Annotated in this window: 11 protein-coding genes; 5 read left to right on the forward strand and 6 right to left on the reverse strand. The window is 45.2% G+C overall.

The features are described 5' to 3' along the window. Positions 1–222: 222 nt before the first annotated feature. Positions 223–1,110 (reverse strand): TraB/GumN family protein, encoded by an 888-nt coding sequence (locus tag ACTRWF_RS13825; RefSeq protein WP_012519827.1) that lies wholly within the window; start codon positions 1,108–1,110, stop codon positions 223–225. Positions 1,111–1,426: 316 nt separating this feature from the next. Here ACTRWF_RS13825 and ACTRWF_RS13830 point away from each other — a divergent pair, with 316 nt between their 5' ends. Then, the gene (locus ACTRWF_RS13830) at positions 1,427–2,467 is read left to right on the forward strand and encodes an alpha/beta hydrolase (protein ID WP_015068299.1); all 1,041 of its coding nucleotides are present in this window, start codon (positions 1,427–1,429) and stop codon (positions 2,465–2,467) included. Positions 2,468–2,517: 50 nt separating this feature from the next. On the opposite strand, the gene ACTRWF_RS13835 is transcribed toward ACTRWF_RS13830, so the two are convergent. Further along, positions 2,518–3,036 carry a membrane protein gene (locus tag ACTRWF_RS13835; protein WP_012519829.1) on the reverse strand — a complete coding sequence of 173 codons (519 nt, stop codon included), beginning with the start codon at positions 3,034–3,036 and terminating at the stop codon, positions 2,518–2,520. A 277-nt stretch (positions 3,037–3,313) separates the two neighbouring features. Here ACTRWF_RS13835 and ACTRWF_RS13840 point away from each other — a divergent pair, with 277 nt between their 5' ends. From ACTRWF_RS13840 to ACTRWF_RS13855, 4 genes are all read left to right on the forward strand, one after another. After that, on the forward strand, positions 3,314–4,999 hold the full coding sequence (locus ACTRWF_RS13840) for a carbon starvation CstA family protein (protein WP_012519830.1): 1,686 nt from the start codon (positions 3,314–3,316) through the stop codon (positions 4,997–4,999). Positions 5,000–5,253: 254 nt separating this feature from the next. Continuing rightward, positions 5,254–6,429 carry an SO_0444 family Cu/Zn efflux transporter gene (locus ACTRWF_RS13845; RefSeq protein WP_015068297.1) on the forward strand — a complete coding sequence of 392 codons (1,176 nt, stop codon included), beginning with the start codon at positions 5,254–5,256 and terminating at the stop codon, positions 6,427–6,429. 149 nt (positions 6,430–6,578) lie between these two features. After that, on the forward strand, positions 6,579–7,661 hold the full coding sequence (locus ACTRWF_RS13850) for a CNNM domain-containing protein (protein ID WP_020744425.1): 1,083 nt from the start codon (positions 6,579–6,581) through the stop codon (positions 7,659–7,661). 52 nt (positions 7,662–7,713) lie between these two features. Continuing rightward, on the forward strand, positions 7,714–8,892 hold the full coding sequence (locus tag ACTRWF_RS13855) for an energy transducer TonB (protein ID WP_020744424.1): 1,179 nt from the start codon (positions 7,714–7,716) through the stop codon (positions 8,890–8,892). Between the two features lie 53 nt (positions 8,893–8,945). Here the strand turns inward: ACTRWF_RS13855 and ACTRWF_RS13860 are convergent, their stop codons facing one another. From ACTRWF_RS13860 to pdsS, 4 genes are all read right to left on the reverse strand, one after another. Next, on the reverse strand, positions 8,946–9,602 hold the full coding sequence (locus ACTRWF_RS13860; protein ID WP_012519834.1) for a methylamine utilization protein: 657 nt from the start codon (positions 9,600–9,602) through the stop codon (positions 8,946–8,948). A gap of 453 nt (positions 9,603–10,055) precedes the next feature. Beyond that, on the reverse strand, positions 10,056–10,736 hold the full coding sequence (locus tag ACTRWF_RS13865; RefSeq protein ID WP_015068294.1) for a Fe2+-dependent dioxygenase: 681 nt from the start codon (positions 10,734–10,736) through the stop codon (positions 10,056–10,058). Between the two features lie 72 nt (positions 10,737–10,808). Next, positions 10,809–13,115, reverse strand: coding sequence for a TonB-dependent receptor (locus ACTRWF_RS13870; RefSeq protein WP_024017111.1), 2,307 nt, complete (start codon positions 13,113–13,115; stop codon positions 10,809–10,811). A 261-nt stretch (positions 13,116–13,376) separates the two neighbouring features. Continuing rightward, a complete protein-coding gene (gene pdsS, locus ACTRWF_RS13875) occupies positions 13,377–15,545 on the reverse strand; it encodes a proteobacterial dedicated sortase system histidine kinase (protein WP_287151764.1) in 2,169 nt (722 codons plus the stop codon). Positions 15,546–15,592: the final 47 nt, after the last annotated feature.

Consider the following 15,592-nt stretch of genomic DNA (forward strand, 5'->3'; position numbering starts at 1 on the left):
CAAGCCAAAAAAGCGCACTCAGGTGCGCTTTTTTTATGCCTGCGATTTAGTTCGTGATTGTTGTGCCCTCTGAAACACGCCGTAAACCCATCCATGGGGGCTCCTACTCCGCATCCCTGCGGTGTAGGGATTCAGAGGGCATACACTCACTCCCTTTACTCGCCATAAAAAAGCTAGGCATTTGCCTAGCTTTAGTTTTATTGTTTCTGAGCCAAGGTCGAGTTACATTTGCTCTACTTTGTAACCTTTAGCTTCTAATAGGGCAATTACGCTGTCATCACCCACTAAATGTCCAGCGCCTACTAAAACAAACTCTTGGTCTTCATCGCCGAACATCGCTTCGATTTGAGGAAGCCAATTTTGGTTACGCTTGGTAAACACATCATCATAAGAGGTAGGAGATTCACGTTTGAATGTATCTACCACCAACTCATCAATTTGTTCAGTGTCGCCTTCTCTCCAAGCTTTTATGGTACTTTTAAGCATGTCTTCTAGCTCTGGTAAGGTTTCCAATGTTTCAGATATAAGGCGATCTTCCTCACCGGCACCCATGTTCGCGAGCATGTTGATTTGAAAATCTAGTGACTCTAGGTATTCGCTTGCCTTACCATCACGTGCAGCTAACTGCATAAAATAGGCATCTACACCTTGCCCTGCCATCTGTGAGCGTTGTGCTTCCATAGCAACTAGCATTGATGCAACCATACCTGGCTTAAATCGAGCTAACTGATCCGCAGTAGCGCCGAAGTTACTTAAATAAGCATTAAGCGCCTGATAGGTTTCTTCTGAAACATCATCCTTGAGAGACTTGCCTTCTGCGTACGCGAGCCCGGCCATCATTTTCTTCTGACCTTCGATATCTGATGGGTCTGGCATTTTGGCTTCGAAAACTAATGTGTCTGCTTGCTCATAAATATCGGTAAATTCACTCGGCAGGGGGAATTCAGAAATAGGTAAAATATGGATAGTGCCGCCTACATATACGGCATCTTCACCATTAGACACTTTCCAAACGGACGTTTGGCTATCAGTGTCGGCAACAACAGTGGTTACCGAAGATACAGCGAGTCCTAATGAGAACAGGAGTTTGTGTATAGAAAAGTTTTTCATCTTAATCCCTAAGGTTATGTACTTATTATTAGTTAACGCAAGCGATGTAGTATCCCTTCGCTTGTGAAAAAAATCGTAATAATTCGAGCGGTAGTGACTAAATTATAATCTAGCATAGCAAAATGCAATCTAGATATAACCTGTACTTAATGCGGGAACTTTCAAAAACACCAGATAAGATGAATCTACCTTAGAAAAGCGGATGAATGCGAGTAATTGAAGTTGCTACTTATACTAAGCTTTGCGCCTACAGCACTCTTCACGTACCTTAACGTCTCATAGATAATTACTCACCAATCTTAGGAGCTAGTGCATTATGAAGTATATACACATGCTAATGTACGTACTTACATTCTCTTTTGCTCCTATTACATTAGCGACTACAGACCCTATGCACGATAACAAGCCGCCATTACCCCAAGCAGCCAGTGAGGCACTGATAAACAGCATCTCAGCGTTCTCGCACTTCACGAAAGAAGAGGTAAAAGCAAGTACGCCTGGTACTAATGAAGCGTGGAGAAACTATGTTCACGCTAGAAATAGCGAGCAAAAGAAAAAAATCAAAAAGATGAAGAAAGCGCTTAATGTAGATATTGAGCTTATGAACTTAAATGATGTAGTCGTGCGCAAGCTGACGCCTAAAGCGATTACGCCGGAGTTTAAAGATAAAGTTTATTTAGATATTCATGGCGGTGCTTTTGTCCTGTTTGGCGGTTTGCCTAGTATCGAAGAAGGGCTGCTCGTTGCTGAAAGGTTAGGCATCGTGGTGTACAGCGTTGATTATAGAATGCCTCCAACGTTTCCTTTTCCAGCTGCACTGAATGACGTAGTGGCAGTTTACAATGCTTTACTCGACCAAGCTGGTGAGGGGAATATATTCGTAGGGGGAACCTCTGCTGGAGGTGGCTTGGTGCTGTCACTGGTACAGTCGCTCATTAAAAGTGAAACACCTTTACCGAACGCGGTTTATGCAGGTACCCCTTGGGCCGATCTTACCAAAACCAGCGATTCTCTTTACACAAACGAGGGTATAGACAATGTGCTGGTGACTTATGATGGGCAGTTAGAAGCTGCCGCTAAGTTATACGCGGGCAAAAAAGCATTGACTGACCCTGCTATATCGCCACTTTACGGTTCATTCGGACATTTCCCTCCCACTTTCCTGGTTACCGGCACCAGAGACCTGTTTTTAAGTGATACGGTTAGGGTTAATCGCGCTATAAGGGATAGTAAAGGCGTTACGCAGCTAGAAGTTTTCGAAGGTTTGTCTCACGCTGAATATCTGATTTTTTATAAGACACCTGAGTCGGAAACGACCTATCATTTAATGAAGTCGTTTTTTCTTTCCTACTTGTGACTAGCTAAGTACGCATATATGTAGATATGCGTACGCTATACATTTTTCAATTAAGAGCCAAAGATCACGGTTAATACGGTAACGACAGCGCCAATACCGGCAATTTTAAGCCCGTTTTTATACATTGGAAGCTTAGGTATGAACATGAGAAAAGCTGAAATCACAAAAAACAGCAAGCCCAAGCCGAAGCTAATATTTAGCCAAAACAAAGGGCTGTTGTTAGTGGCTTTGTGAAGCTTCACCATTTTTGAAAGCACTATGGGGTAGTCTTTCTTAGTTATTACCGCCAGTCCCGTATCTTTGTCATACTCCCCATAATTAAGCACAACTTTATCGGCATTTTCACTGGTGACTTTACTGCCTCGCATCTTGAGTAAGGGCAGCAACTCTACACCTGAAAGATTGGCTTCGTATTGCCGTGTTTGCGTTTGTTCATACTTCAAAATATCAGTAGGTCGAAAAATAAGAAGAATGCCGCTTACTGCATACACACCCATAATACCGGCAAGAAAAAAGCCCAGCCAACGGTGATATTTACGAAAAGCCATGTGAAATTTAGGTGATGCCATTGTTTTGTCTACTAGAAAAAAGGAAGCGTATTTATAAACGAGAATGCATCTTATTTAAAGAGTTGTGTTCTTAATTGATCAAAAATTGAGATGAAGAGCATTTTTCACACTTGTTAAAACCTCAATCTCTAATCGAAAAGCGCAAAGTGGTAGGAAGAGTAATAAAACACTGCTCCTTGCTTAGACTTTAGTCTTACAATGAAGGCAAGCCATAGCGACAAATGGTTTAATTAAGAACGACAGACTAAATAACGAAAAACGACAGTAGGATAATAAGATGCAGTCTATTGCCATTGTAATACTGGGCATCATTGGAATGATGTTTGGTTGGTTCGTCTATTCGAAATTCATAGCGAACCGTATATTCAAGCTGGATGATAGTTTTGTAACACCTGCCCACACAATGCAAGATGGGGTGGACTTTGTGCCCACTAACAAAGTGGTGCTGTGGGGGCACCATTTCACTTCTGTTGCTGGAGCGGCCCCCATTGTTGGGCCTGCCATCGCCGTTTATTGGGGTTGGGTTCCCGCAGTGCTTTGGGTGGTCTTCGGTACTATCTTGTTCGCGGGTGTTCACGATATGGGCGCCTTATGGGCAAGTGCCCGGCACAAAGGAAAGTCCATGGGGGCGCTGTCTGAAAGTGTCATAGGAAAACGCTCTCGTGCATTGTTTATGATAGTGATTTTCCTTGTTCTTTTAATGGTAAATGCCGTTTTCGGTGTTGTTATTGCTAACTCTTTTGTTTCCCAACCAAACGCGGTGTTTCCAGCTTGGACCGCAATTGTTGTAGCACTCATTATAGGTCAGTTACTTAAGCGTAACTTCAGCCTCATTCCACTGTGTATTGTGGGAATCTTTGTTTTATACGCTTCTGTGTATGCAGGGAGTTATATTCCACTCAGCTTGCCGGAAACCATGTTTGGCTTAGCCGATAAAGCAAACTGGATAATTATTCTCTTTGTTTATGCGGCCATTGCATCTTTGCTTCCTGTTTGGATGCTACTGCAGCCTCGTGATTTCATTAACGGTATGCAATTGCTTGTTGGCTTATTCTTACTTTACGGCGCCGTATTTTTTGCTATGCCGGATATCACGGCCCCTGCGTTTAACATGCAAACTGCAGTTGACTCACCAAGTATTATTCCCTTGTTGTTCGTTACCATTGCCTGTGGTGCTGTGTCTGGCTTCCACGGCATAGTGTCATCAGGTACCAGCTCGAAGCAGCTTGATAAAGAAACAGACGCACGTTTTGTCGGGTATTTAGGCGCAGTAGGCGAAGGCTCACTTGCGCTTATTACTATTGTTGCGGTAAGTGGCGTCGCCTTTGCTGCTTCACCAGAAGAGTGGCATGAAGTATACAGTCACTTAGGCGCTGGCAGCGTTGGCGCGTTTATCACAGGTGGCGCGAACCTTATACAGCAAGGCTGGGGGCTACCGGTAGATTTCTCTTCAACGATACTTGCGGTAATGGTCGTGCTATTTGCCGGTACCACCATGGACTCTGGTGTACGTCTTCAGCGTTACATTATACAAGAGTGGGGCGATATCTACTCAATCAAAGCGCTTAGAAACGGTGTGGTAGCAACGCTACTTGCAGTGGGATGCTGTTTGTTACTCGCATTTGGTGCAGGCGGTGCTTCAGGAAGCGGCGGTATGATCATCTGGCCTCTTTTCGGTTCGACCAACCAGATTCTAGCTAGTCTTACCCTATTGGTTATATCAGTGATGTTGATTAAGTTAGGACGTCCTGCAAGGTATACGCTTATACCCATGGTATTTGTGTTGATCATGGCTTTCTTCGCTGGACTGATAAAGCTTAAAGAGTACTACGTAGAAGGTAACTACTTGTTGGTGTTCTTAGACGCAGTTGTGCTCGTTGTCTCAGTACTTGTAATGCTAGAAGCGTTCTCTGTAGTCTCTAAGCTTAAAAAGGAGTCGCAGAACAAGGCCACACAAGAATAACAAGCCCAATAATTAAATGGGCACCGATATTATTTTTCATGGTTGACCTCGGGGTTTAAAAGCACACTCACGAGACAGTCAACATTCGGCCAGTACATTTGTACTGGCCATTTTTACGCACGTTTAATCAGACTAATCGGTTTAGTTGATTTTCTGTCATACCTCATATCTGTTATTATTCACTATGAATTTAAACATCGTTATTTTGTCGTAGGGGTAAAGCTACCTTAGGTTAAAATAGCAAGCGAGGCACAGTGTCAGATATCATTTTACTTGGGCAAAATTTCCTAGCGCTTTTCGTTGAATCTGCGCCATGGCTGCTTTTAGGTTTGTTGGTGGCCGGGGTTATGCACGAACTTGTGCCTGTCTCTTTTTTAGAAAAGCACATGGGAAGCGCCTCGTTTAGCTCTATTAGTAAGGCGGCGGTGATCGGTGCGCCTTTACCGCTATGTTCATGTGGCGTTATTCCTGCTGCCCTCGGTCTGCGCCGCAGTGGCGCATCAAAGTCCTCTACCATTTCATTTCTTGTGTCTACACCAGAAACTGGCGTAGACAGTGTTTCAGTGTCTTATGCGTTACTCGGCCCGCTTTACGCCATCGTAAGGCCAATCGCGGCTATTATCAGCGCAATCTACGCAGGCTTGATGGTACGTTTTTTTGCAGAGCGCGATGTAACCGCACAGCAAGTAACGAAACCGCTGTCGACGAATGAAACCTCATCATGTTGTTCTTCAAAAACAGCGCGAGAACCAGAGCCTCAGCTTGAAGCGAGTTGCTGTGCGAGTGACAAAGGGCATAGCCACAATGATGTAAACACCACGCAAGGGGCTCTGGGTACAAATAGTTCAAAAGTGACAAAGGTGCTCTCGTACGCAAGTGGAAAGCTACTCGAAGACATCGTCGTTTGGTTGTTAATTGGCTTAGCGCTAGCGGCAGCCATTAAAACTTGGGTACCTACCGACTTCTTAACGCAATGGGGAGATGGACTTGTTGCCATGTTGGTAATGGCGCTGATAGGTATTCCAATGTACATATGCGCGACGGCTTCAACACCGCTCGCGGTTGGCTTTCTTGCCGCAGGGCTATCGCCAGGCGCCGTGTTGGTATTTTTAATGGCAGGCCCAGCAACAAACGTATCGACAATGGGCATGATAAAGCAGGAAATGGGCGCACGAACCTTAATACTTTATTTGTTTAGCGTTATGTCTGCCAGCATTGGGTTTGGCTACGCCCTAAACCAGCTTGTTTCGTCATTCTCTTTAGCATCGATGATAAAAACCCAAAGTCACATGCACGAGCACGGTGCTAATGTGCAAGTTATTTACGGCATTTGTGCCGTTTTACTCGCTGGTTTAATGCTAAGACTAGGAGTTAAAAAACTGCAGAATTATCGCCAAAATCACTCGCAGCACTCGGCGTGTTGCAGCTAGGCTATACTGTGCGCTTTCCCATTTTCGATACAGGCGCTCACTTGTCGTGAACAGAGCGCTTGTATATCCCGCTCTATTATCCATAATAGTCGCTCAACTTATTAAAACTAAAATGCGTTTTAACCTACAAGGACGCTTGGAACAACTACATGCTTTTACTTATTGTGTACGTCTTCATTGCACTGGGCTTTTCTTTTTTGTGCTCCATTGCAGAGGCTGTAATTCTGAGTGTTTCGTCAGCGTATATCTCGGTATTGGAAAAAGACGGCAAACCAAGCGGCGCGCTATTGCGCAGTCAAACTGATAATATAAATACGCCGCTATCGGCTATATTAACGCTGAACACTATCGCTCATACCATGGGTGCGGCGGGGGCTGGCGCCCAGGCAGCAGCGGTGTTCGGCGATGCATATTTAGGCGTGATCTCAGCTGTACTGACGCTGCTTATCCTTATTTTCTCGGAAATTATTCCTAAAACACTAGGGGCAACATACTGGCGTACGTTGGCTCCGGTTACGGCTTATTTTCTTAAGTACCTTTCGCTTATTCTCATGCCGTTTGTGAAAATGTCAGAGCTTATGACTAAAGGGTTTAAGGAAGACAGCCCACTTCGAGGCTTAAGTCGCAGCGAGCTACATGCTATGGCTGAATTATCAGGGCAAGAAGGCCAACTTGCTAACCATGAAGCGGCGTTCTTACAAAGCTTGCTGAGCCTGCATGAGCTTAAAATAAAGGATGCAATCACCCACCGAACCGCCTTGTTCAAAGTCTGCGAGACCATGACAGTAGAGGAGTTTTTTCATAAGCACGCCAGTATAGAGTTTTCCCGTATTCCCGTTTTTGAAGACAAAGATTCAGAGAACATTACGGGCTTTGTTATGCGCTCAGATTTACTGGTGGCACAGGCGCGGGGCAATACCGAGAAGCCGCTTTCTGAATATGCTAAAGATATGGTCACGGTACTTAACACTATGCCCTTGTCGGTAACGTTCGAACACTTTATCAATAAGCACGTACACATGCTGCTGGTAGTGGATGAGTACGGCGGCTTGGAAGGGGTGCTAACCCTTGAAGATTTGCTTGAGCGTTTGTTAGGCGTAGATATTATTGACGAGAAAGACACCACAGTAAGCATGCGCCGGCTGGCCAAGATGATGACGAAACGCAAAGAGCAGATGATGATTAAAAATGTGCCCGATGCGTCTCTTGAGAACTCATCGAAAAAAAACTAAGCTAGTGGGATAGGCGTAATGATGTACAAACCCATGATTAAGGATGATTTATATGAAAGCAGTACAATGGAAAAGTAAACGCAATTCCTTCTCTCATACGCAAATATATACTGCTAAGCAAAACAAGCGGGTTTTCGTTTTGGCAACACTGTTTACGTCGCTTTTAGCAACCAGCGCAGTAGCCCAAGAACTCAGCATTCCCTGTGATGAAGTTGAAGAAAAAGCACTAGCAGAAGCCAAGACTAACGAAGTGGAGCGGATAAGTGCATTTAAACCTGCGACCCCGTTAGAGCGCGTTGACCCTAGATATCCTTCTTCTGCAGCGAGAAAAGGCCGTGAAGGCTGGGTTAGGCTGAGCTACGTTATTGATGAGGAAGGCAGAGTGAAAGACCCTGTGGTAGAAGACTTTTTCGGAAGCCCCTCTTTTAAGCGCAGTGCGCTATCAGCCGTTAAGAAGTGGCAGTATAATCCAGCAATAAAGGACGGTGAACCTACTCAGCAATGTCACCAAGCTGTTCAAATGGATTTCGCCTTAGTCGGAAAAACGGGCGCCACACGTAAATTTATTAAAGCGTATAAAAACGTAGATGAGATATTTAAAGCGGGTAATGTTGAAGCGGCAGACGAAGCTTTTAAAGAGCTATCAAGTTGGGATACGTTAAATCGTTACGAGAATGCTTGGTTGCTGAGCTTGGAATCACAGATTGCAGGTGCTAAAGGCGACATCGAAAGGGAAGCGAAAAGCTTATCGCGGTTGCTTGCTAGCAATGGACAAAAGCGCTTTAACAATGCCGTGTTTGATGACGACTACGTGGCTTACGCGCTTCAAAGAAAAATCCTTCTGGATGCTCAGCGCGGGTACTATGCGGAGGCGTTAAAGTCGTACAGCACACTTCAAGAAATGGAAGAGCAACAAGCGCGCGTTGACGAGATCGCTGCAATTATACAAAAGATCGAAACATCAATTGCGTCTGAAAATAACCTAAAGGTACCTGTGAGCATAGGGGACAATGGACGTTGGTTCCATACGCTGGTAAGAAACAAGTTTGCTTTTAATAACATACAAGGCGAACTTGATACTGTAGAAGTGCGCTGTGACTCTCACCGAGAAAAGTTCACCGTAGCCGAGGCTCATGTTTGGCATATTCCACAGAGCTGGGGGCAATGCCAGGTTATGGTTAAAGGTGACAGTGAAACAAAATTTGATCTAGTCGAAGTTGCCAAAGGTTAAGCTTCGGCTTTTTTAGCTTAAAGTGATGTGAATGCGCCAGTGGCAAGTCGCATTTAATAGTCGCCGAAAGCTGAATCAAACTCATCGTCAAGGCTTATGGTTGTATTAAGCGCCCATGTTACTTGAGTATCGGTAGACACAGAAATGGACTGTGGAGGGAGCGCTTTTTCACCTTCCACTTCGGGATGCCAAAAACGGACGGTGTATTCACCGTGGGGTAGCGAGACTAAAGATTGCCCCTCTGTATTGGTTTTTCCAAAATACGGCGAGTCGGATACAACAATGTACCCTAACATCCAATCATGAATATTACAGCCAATATCCACAATACCTGCATTTTCAAAGCGTAAAGGCTCTGCCGTAAACTCTTTATAAAGCTTTAGTTCGAATTGTTTCGTAGGTGAAAATGAATAGACGTGGTGAAACAAATTATCCGCATTAGGGAAAGTCACTTCAGTACCCGCTTTTACCACAAGCACGTGAGGTTCAAACTGTTTATCTATTTGATTCATTACGGCTGGCTTTTGGTGTGGCATTTGATGCTCATCCACCTCAAACTGCGGCTCAAATAGAAATACGCCGTTATCGACAGGCTCACCATCGCTATCATTCAGCGTGATAGAAAAGCTAGCGGTTTGGGCATTTTGTCCTAAGGCCATACCTGAACAAGCCATAAGAAGAAGGGCGGTAAAAAGTGTCTTATATTTCATCCAAGTACCACAAAGGTTAGGGTTAAAAGAGAGCATCGATTGAATTATACCAGTCCGTATAGATAATTACCCACTCAGCGAGAGTTAAAATGTTCGTAATCGCGGCGTGTTACCGCAGGTATAGTGGCTCTACATCAAGGTGACACAACAAAGAGTACGGACATTTTAAACTCGCCCTTCGGGAAGGTCTGGCAAGCTTCCTAGCTTCATTCTGGGAATTTGAAAGGGAGCAGCCATTCCTGCATTCCCACGCTTTGCTAGGAAACTTGCCAGCGCCTTCTGAGTGGGCACTTATCTATGCGGATTGGTATTAGTCATAGAATAAACCCAGTAATATACAACTGCGCTACACCTTTAGTATAAGACCTTGTTGACTAGGTGTTTATTTCGTTCGCTCTCAAGAAAACTTTTGCGATAGTACTTGTGTCAGATTGTGCTTGAGTTTAATCGCGGTTAAAGCTGAGAAAACTTTCTTACCAAGTTATGGTAAACATGATGAAGTCCATCAAGCTGCTCTCGCTCTGCGGTGCCTGCGTTAACCAATGATTGAATGCTTTGATCAAGCTGGAAAAGGGTTTCACGCATTTGCTGGTCGCTCACCATGCTTTGTATCCATGTAATGGCCGCGATGCGCTCGCCTTTCGTGACGGGCGTGACTTTATGGAGGCTCGATGAGGGATATAAAATGGCGCTTCCGGCATCGCACTTAACTTTTTGTTCCCCGAACCCGGTTTGAATAACTAATTCTCCGCCTTCATAGTCTTCTTTAGGCGTTAAGAAAACGGTCATCGACATATCGCTTCTTAATACATCTGGCGTGTTCGGAATACGCATAATGGCGGCGTCTACGTGATAGCCGTAGGTTTGCGACTCGCTGTAGCGGTTAAAGCAAGGTGGAAATATACGTTGAGGCAACGCGCCTGAGATGACGGTAGGGTTATTGCCCAGCTTACTTAGTAACGCGTTAGCAAGCTGCTGAACGCGACTGTCTTGGGCGTCTGCCTGACCATTATTTTTAACACCTGCCGCCATACCCATTGCCGTGCTCTTCCCGTCATTAAAGGGAACACTCGCTAACTGCTGGCGAAACTGAGCCACTTCGTCTTTTGTCAGTAGGTCATCAATAATAATCATGTTTTCAACGCTTTTAAGGGTGTTTTTAATATAAAAAGACCTAGGCAGTTGCCTGCCTAGGTCATGCTAGCATTAAAATTCGTAGCTAACGGTACCTGTAATGTTGCGACCATCACCGATATACATGAAGGCGCCAGAACGGTAGGCTGCCGTCCAGTATTCTTCGTCAAACAAGTTTCCAATGTTAACACGGAAAGTTAGTGACTCTGAGTGATAGTAGTTGGCGAATAGATTAACCACTTGATAATCAGGAACTACGATAGAGTACTCTCCGGTTTCAGCGCTATAGCCAGCTGCAGTATCTGGTTGACCACCATACATTTCTGACTGATAGCTGTAGTCTCCACCAAAGGCAAATTTCTCGTTAGGCTGATAACGCATTTGAATATAGAAACTCTCATCAGCAAAGTTACTTAGTGCTAAGCCAAGGTTATCTTCACTGTATGATTTAAGCACTTCTGAGTCCATGAACGCAGCAGACGCCTGAATGCTAAGCTTATCGGTAATGTCACCGCTTAAACCAAACTCAATACCTTCTACGCGGTTTTCACCGGTATTCAATGTGCCAAGCGTTGAGTAGGCATCACCTACACTTTCATGTACATCACTTTTGGTGATACGGAAAAGTGCTGCATTGGCGACTAGCTTTTCATCGAACAGTGACCATTTGGTACCTAACTCAATGTTTTCTACTTGTTCTGGGTCTGCTTGAGATGCTTGTTCTGGTGTACCACAAATACCGCCATAACCACAGTTAGCACCAAGATCTGACTCACCGCCGTTTATGTTGGTTGCCGTGCTATACGAGGCGTAGATATTGCCGTTTTCAGTTACGTCGTAAACTAAGCCTAAATGACCGTTGTACAGTTCATCCTCGAAGGCATAAAGCTGATCACCACTGCGTCCTGACGTTGCATTGGTGTAATCGTAGCTATCTACACGAAGACCGGCGAAAACGTTAAGGTCATCGGTAAGTTCAAAGGTGTCCATAACATAGAGTGAGTAGGTTTCAATATCAAACAGCGCATCTGCATCACCACGTGTGAAGGCTTTGCCCATTAATCCACTGATGTTTTCAACTTCGTTGCCACTGCCATCTAACAAGCAATAGCTTTCAGATACACCGCGGCGGCCGCTGGTTAAACAGTTTGATGGATTGGTGTAATCCATATTGAACACGCCGTTGTCTACCGACTCATCGGTATATTCAAAACCGAATACAAAGCGGTGGTCAACGCCTGCGAAAGCCGTATCCCAAAAAAGGTTAAACTGTGTAGTTACATAGTCAACTTCCTGCCAACCTTGGTGGTTGCTCAATGAAAGCGTATACGCCCCTGGTGCAGTAGGGTCTGTTGCGTCACGGTTCGTGCCGCGCATACCTGTCGTAATATATTCGTTTTCCGTTTTACCTACACGGGTTGCGTTATAAAAACGCACGTTATCGCTAATGTCATACTCAGTACGCAAGGTGAATGTGGTCACTTCCGAGTTCTGGAAGTCCTCGTCTTGTGCATACACAGGTATATCTTCAAGCGGGTAGCCTGCATCACGATCGTAATAGCTACCTAGGTCAGGAATGTCTTCTGCATTGAGGTAATACAAGTCGCCAGTGAACGACAAGCGGTCAGTAGGCTGATTCACATAAGAAAGCTGCACACCTTCACGGTCACGCTCAATGCCTTCACGTCCTGGCTTATCTTCAGAAGAATAAAGGCCATTTAATCGCACTGCGCTGGTTTCACTAAGCGTTTTGTTTAAATCAACGGTTAAACGCGTGTGCTCATCGGTACCAACTGCGGCATCAACACGGCCGAAGTTATAAGCGGTAGACGCCTTTTTGGTGATAGAGTTAACCGCACCACCTGAAGAGCCACGGCCTGCGAAAGTAGAGCTCGGGCCTTTAGTAATTTCAACACGCTCGGTTGCGAAACTTTCACGTGTTGTCATACCCGGGTCGCGCAGACCATCAACAAATACGTCACTGCGCGCTTCGTGGCCACGAATGATGTAGCGGTCACCAAAAGCATTACCATTCTCACCAGTACCTAACGTTACACCAGCTTGCGCTTGTAAAATGTCTTTAAGGTCGGTTCTTCCGCTTTCTTGAATTTGGTCTTGAGTAAGAACACTAATGGTTTGTGGTGTATCGACTAAGTCCGCTAAGCGTCGAGGATCGCCAGACTTGTTGTAGCGGTAGATAGATTGCTGAACGCCATGAATGCGAATGAGCTCTATGGCTTCATCAGATGCTGCTTTACATTCAGCAGATGTCGCATCTTCGCACTTCTCTACATTTTCCTGTGCCATAACTGCACCGCCGCCAAATGCCAGCGCCGCGGCGATGGTTTGTGCACCCATCGTTAATTTAGTGTTTTTCATTCTGTTTCCCTTGAGTGTGTGTAAGGACGACGAAGTTTATGTAATCAGACGGCTAATGTAAATATAAATGATAAGTATTCTCATTATTGCATTTTAAAAGGAGATTTTAATATTGCTAAACTGAAGGGTTAGTAGACTCGGGTGCTATAACACAAGTTGCTGATTTTCCAGTTTTTTTAAAGGCTTTAATAAGGGGGCTAACTAACAAAAGGGATGCTATTTGCAAGTCACTGTGGTTGGTCTCGTGCCAAGCATCAATGATCATAATGGGAAAGTAATAGTGACAATAACCCCAGTGCCATCTGTCTTGTCGTTCAGTAAAAGCTGGCCCTTATGAAAATTTGCAATCATATTAGCGATGTACAGGCCGAGACCTAAATGGGGGGAGTGAGTGGTATTTTGCATCTCGTTTTCTTTTCTAACCGATACCATAGACTGGGTTAGCTGGCTTTTCATACCTTGTGGCAATAACGGACCAGGGTTGCTTACGCTCAAAAACACCTGCTTGTCTTTTTTTTCAAGAGAAATCACAATTTCGTCGTTGTCTTGGCTGAAATCTACCGCGTTTGAAATAACCTTATCAAAGAGTTGAGCCACTAACTCAGCAGAGCCATAAACGGGTAGCGTATTATCTGACGTTGAAAAGCGCCAAATCCTTTGCGCATAAGCGTGTTTATAACCTTCAACGCACCCCTGTATTACTTCAACAATATTAAACTGGGCCATATCTTCTTGAGCAATGGCTTGTTCAAGGCGGGTCGCTTCACTCATGCTGTTTAAGATAGTGCTTAAGCGATTCACACCAGACTGAGCGCGCTCTACGAATACCGCTTGTTGCGACGTGTCGTTAACATGAGAAAGCATATCTAGTGACGATTTTACCACTGCAATAGGCGTTCTTAGCTCGTGAGATAAACGTGACGCCATATTTTCCAAATAGGAGTTATATTGCTGCAAGCGTGAAAGAACATCGGCGAAAGAGCGGGATAGGTCGCCAATTTCATCTCGCTGATTAGATGCCGGCAAGGTGCCAATAATTTTTCCGTTATCGTCAATAACGGCTTCAGTATCATCTCTCAGCGAGCGAATGCGATTGGAAATGCGCGTAGCAAACAGCAGCAGGCCTAAGGTACCTATACTCATCACCGCTAATATCACGTGAAATAACTGTTCTAATGCACGGTTTCTTAACGTGCGTATGCCGTTTGTCGTTTGCTCAACGATAACCGCGCCCATTACGTTACCTTCAATAAAAATAGGGTAGGCGGCGGAAAGTACTATGGCTTTGTTATCAGGTGACAAGCGCCATAATGACTCGGGCTGACCGTTCAGTACGGTGCCTAAGTCTTGCCCTACAAGGGCGTATGCGTCGTCAAGCTCGTCAATAAAGTCAGCCGGTGGGCGTGTAAGAATTTGGTAATAAAGAGGAAGTAACCACTTACTTTCAACCCAGTGCCAAACGGGGTTAGACGGTGATTCTTTTTTATCCACTTCAATACCCGTTGCTGACTGAATATCGCCAGCGCGGGCGAGTACTCGCTTGTGTTTATCTACCACCCATACGCGAGAGTCGGCATATTTTAGCCCAGCCAGTATGCGCTCTATTTCGGGGGAGGGGGTGATAACCGTGCCAAGCTCACTAAGCACCTTAGTGTTAGCGCTACCTAACGCGTACTGCTTAAGCCGGTTCGTACTATTATCTACATCGACGAGGGTAAAAGCTAAACCGCCAGTGGTCATCGACAGCGGAAAGCGTAGCTCAATGTTGTAACCTGTCGCGGTTTCTTGCCAGCGGCCTTGTATCGATAGCGCGTTCTCTACCGCTCGCGTCGTTGTAGTGTTTTTCGCTAACTTATAGGCGTTAACCCAACCGCTTTCATACGGCGCAACAACATATCTTGCCAATTCACCTTGTGGCGTTTCCATGCCAATCAGCAGGTGGTCGCCGGTTTCGACGCTTAAACTATTGGGCTGACGCCATAACAGAGTGTCATCGCTAACTTCAAACATGGCATAAAGAAACTGCCCATAGCGGCCTACCATGTGTGTAAAAGACAAGCTGGTCGGCTTGCCGTCGTACCCGTTGTAATACTCGATAACTTCATCACCATCATATTCACTCATTAACTCACTGACTTGCTGCCAGTCGTTGAGTTCGCCATCAAGGCGAATGGGCGACGGAATAGGCGGGGCGTAAAGATCAGTGCCGGGGCGTACGTCTTGAAGGTATGCCGATTGGCTATCAAAAAGCGCGGGACGTTCATGAAGTGCGGTGGCAACAGCGCGGGCGGTGCCAATCATGGTTTGTTCTTGGCCGTTACGTAGGTACTGCTCAAGCTCCCACACGTAGTTGTAACCCAGGTAGGGAATGGTGAACAAAAACAGCGACAGCACCATAAGCTGAAGGCGAATAGAAAAGCGAAATCCCATGATTTTAATACACTGCCTTGTTATTTAGCCCTGGTACACAAACTCGT

It is taken from the genome of Alteromonas sp. G5_S2_22_S1 (assembly GCF_054968525.1).

What these genes read in the sequence shown, in the direction of transcription:
- ACTRWF_RS13825 (WP_012519827.1), bottom strand. Translation starts at nt 1,110, where the DNA reads ATGAAAAACTTTTCTATACACAAACTCCTGTTCTCATTAGGACTCGCT.
- ACTRWF_RS13830 (WP_015068299.1), top strand. Translation starts at nt 1,427, where the DNA reads ATGAAGTATATACACATGCTAATGTACGTACTTACATTCTCTTTTGCT.
- ACTRWF_RS13835 (WP_012519829.1), bottom strand. Translation starts at nt 3,036, where the DNA reads ATGGCATCACCTAAATTTCACATGGCTTTTCGTAAATATCACCGTTGG.
- ACTRWF_RS13840 (WP_012519830.1), top strand. Translation starts at nt 3,314, where the DNA reads ATGCAGTCTATTGCCATTGTAATACTGGGCATCATTGGAATGATGTTT.
- ACTRWF_RS13850 (WP_020744425.1), top strand. Translation starts at nt 6,579, where the DNA reads ATGCTTTTACTTATTGTGTACGTCTTCATTGCACTGGGCTTTTCTTTT.
- ACTRWF_RS13855 (WP_020744424.1), top strand. Translation starts at nt 7,714, where the DNA reads ATGAAAGCAGTACAATGGAAAAGTAAACGCAATTCCTTCTCTCATACG.
- ACTRWF_RS13860 (WP_012519834.1), bottom strand. Translation starts at nt 9,602, where the DNA reads ATGAAATATAAGACACTTTTTACCGCCCTTCTTCTTATGGCTTGTTCA.
- ACTRWF_RS13865 (WP_015068294.1), bottom strand. Translation starts at nt 10,736, where the DNA reads ATGATTATTATTGATGACCTACTGACAAAAGACGAAGTGGCTCAGTTT.
- ACTRWF_RS13870 (WP_024017111.1), bottom strand. Translation starts at nt 13,115, where the DNA reads ATGAAAAACACTAAATTAACGATGGGTGCACAAACCATCGCCGCGGCG.
- pdsS (WP_287151764.1), bottom strand. Translation starts at nt 15,545, where the DNA reads ATGGGATTTCGCTTTTCTATTCGCCTTCAGCTTATGGTGCTGTCGCTG.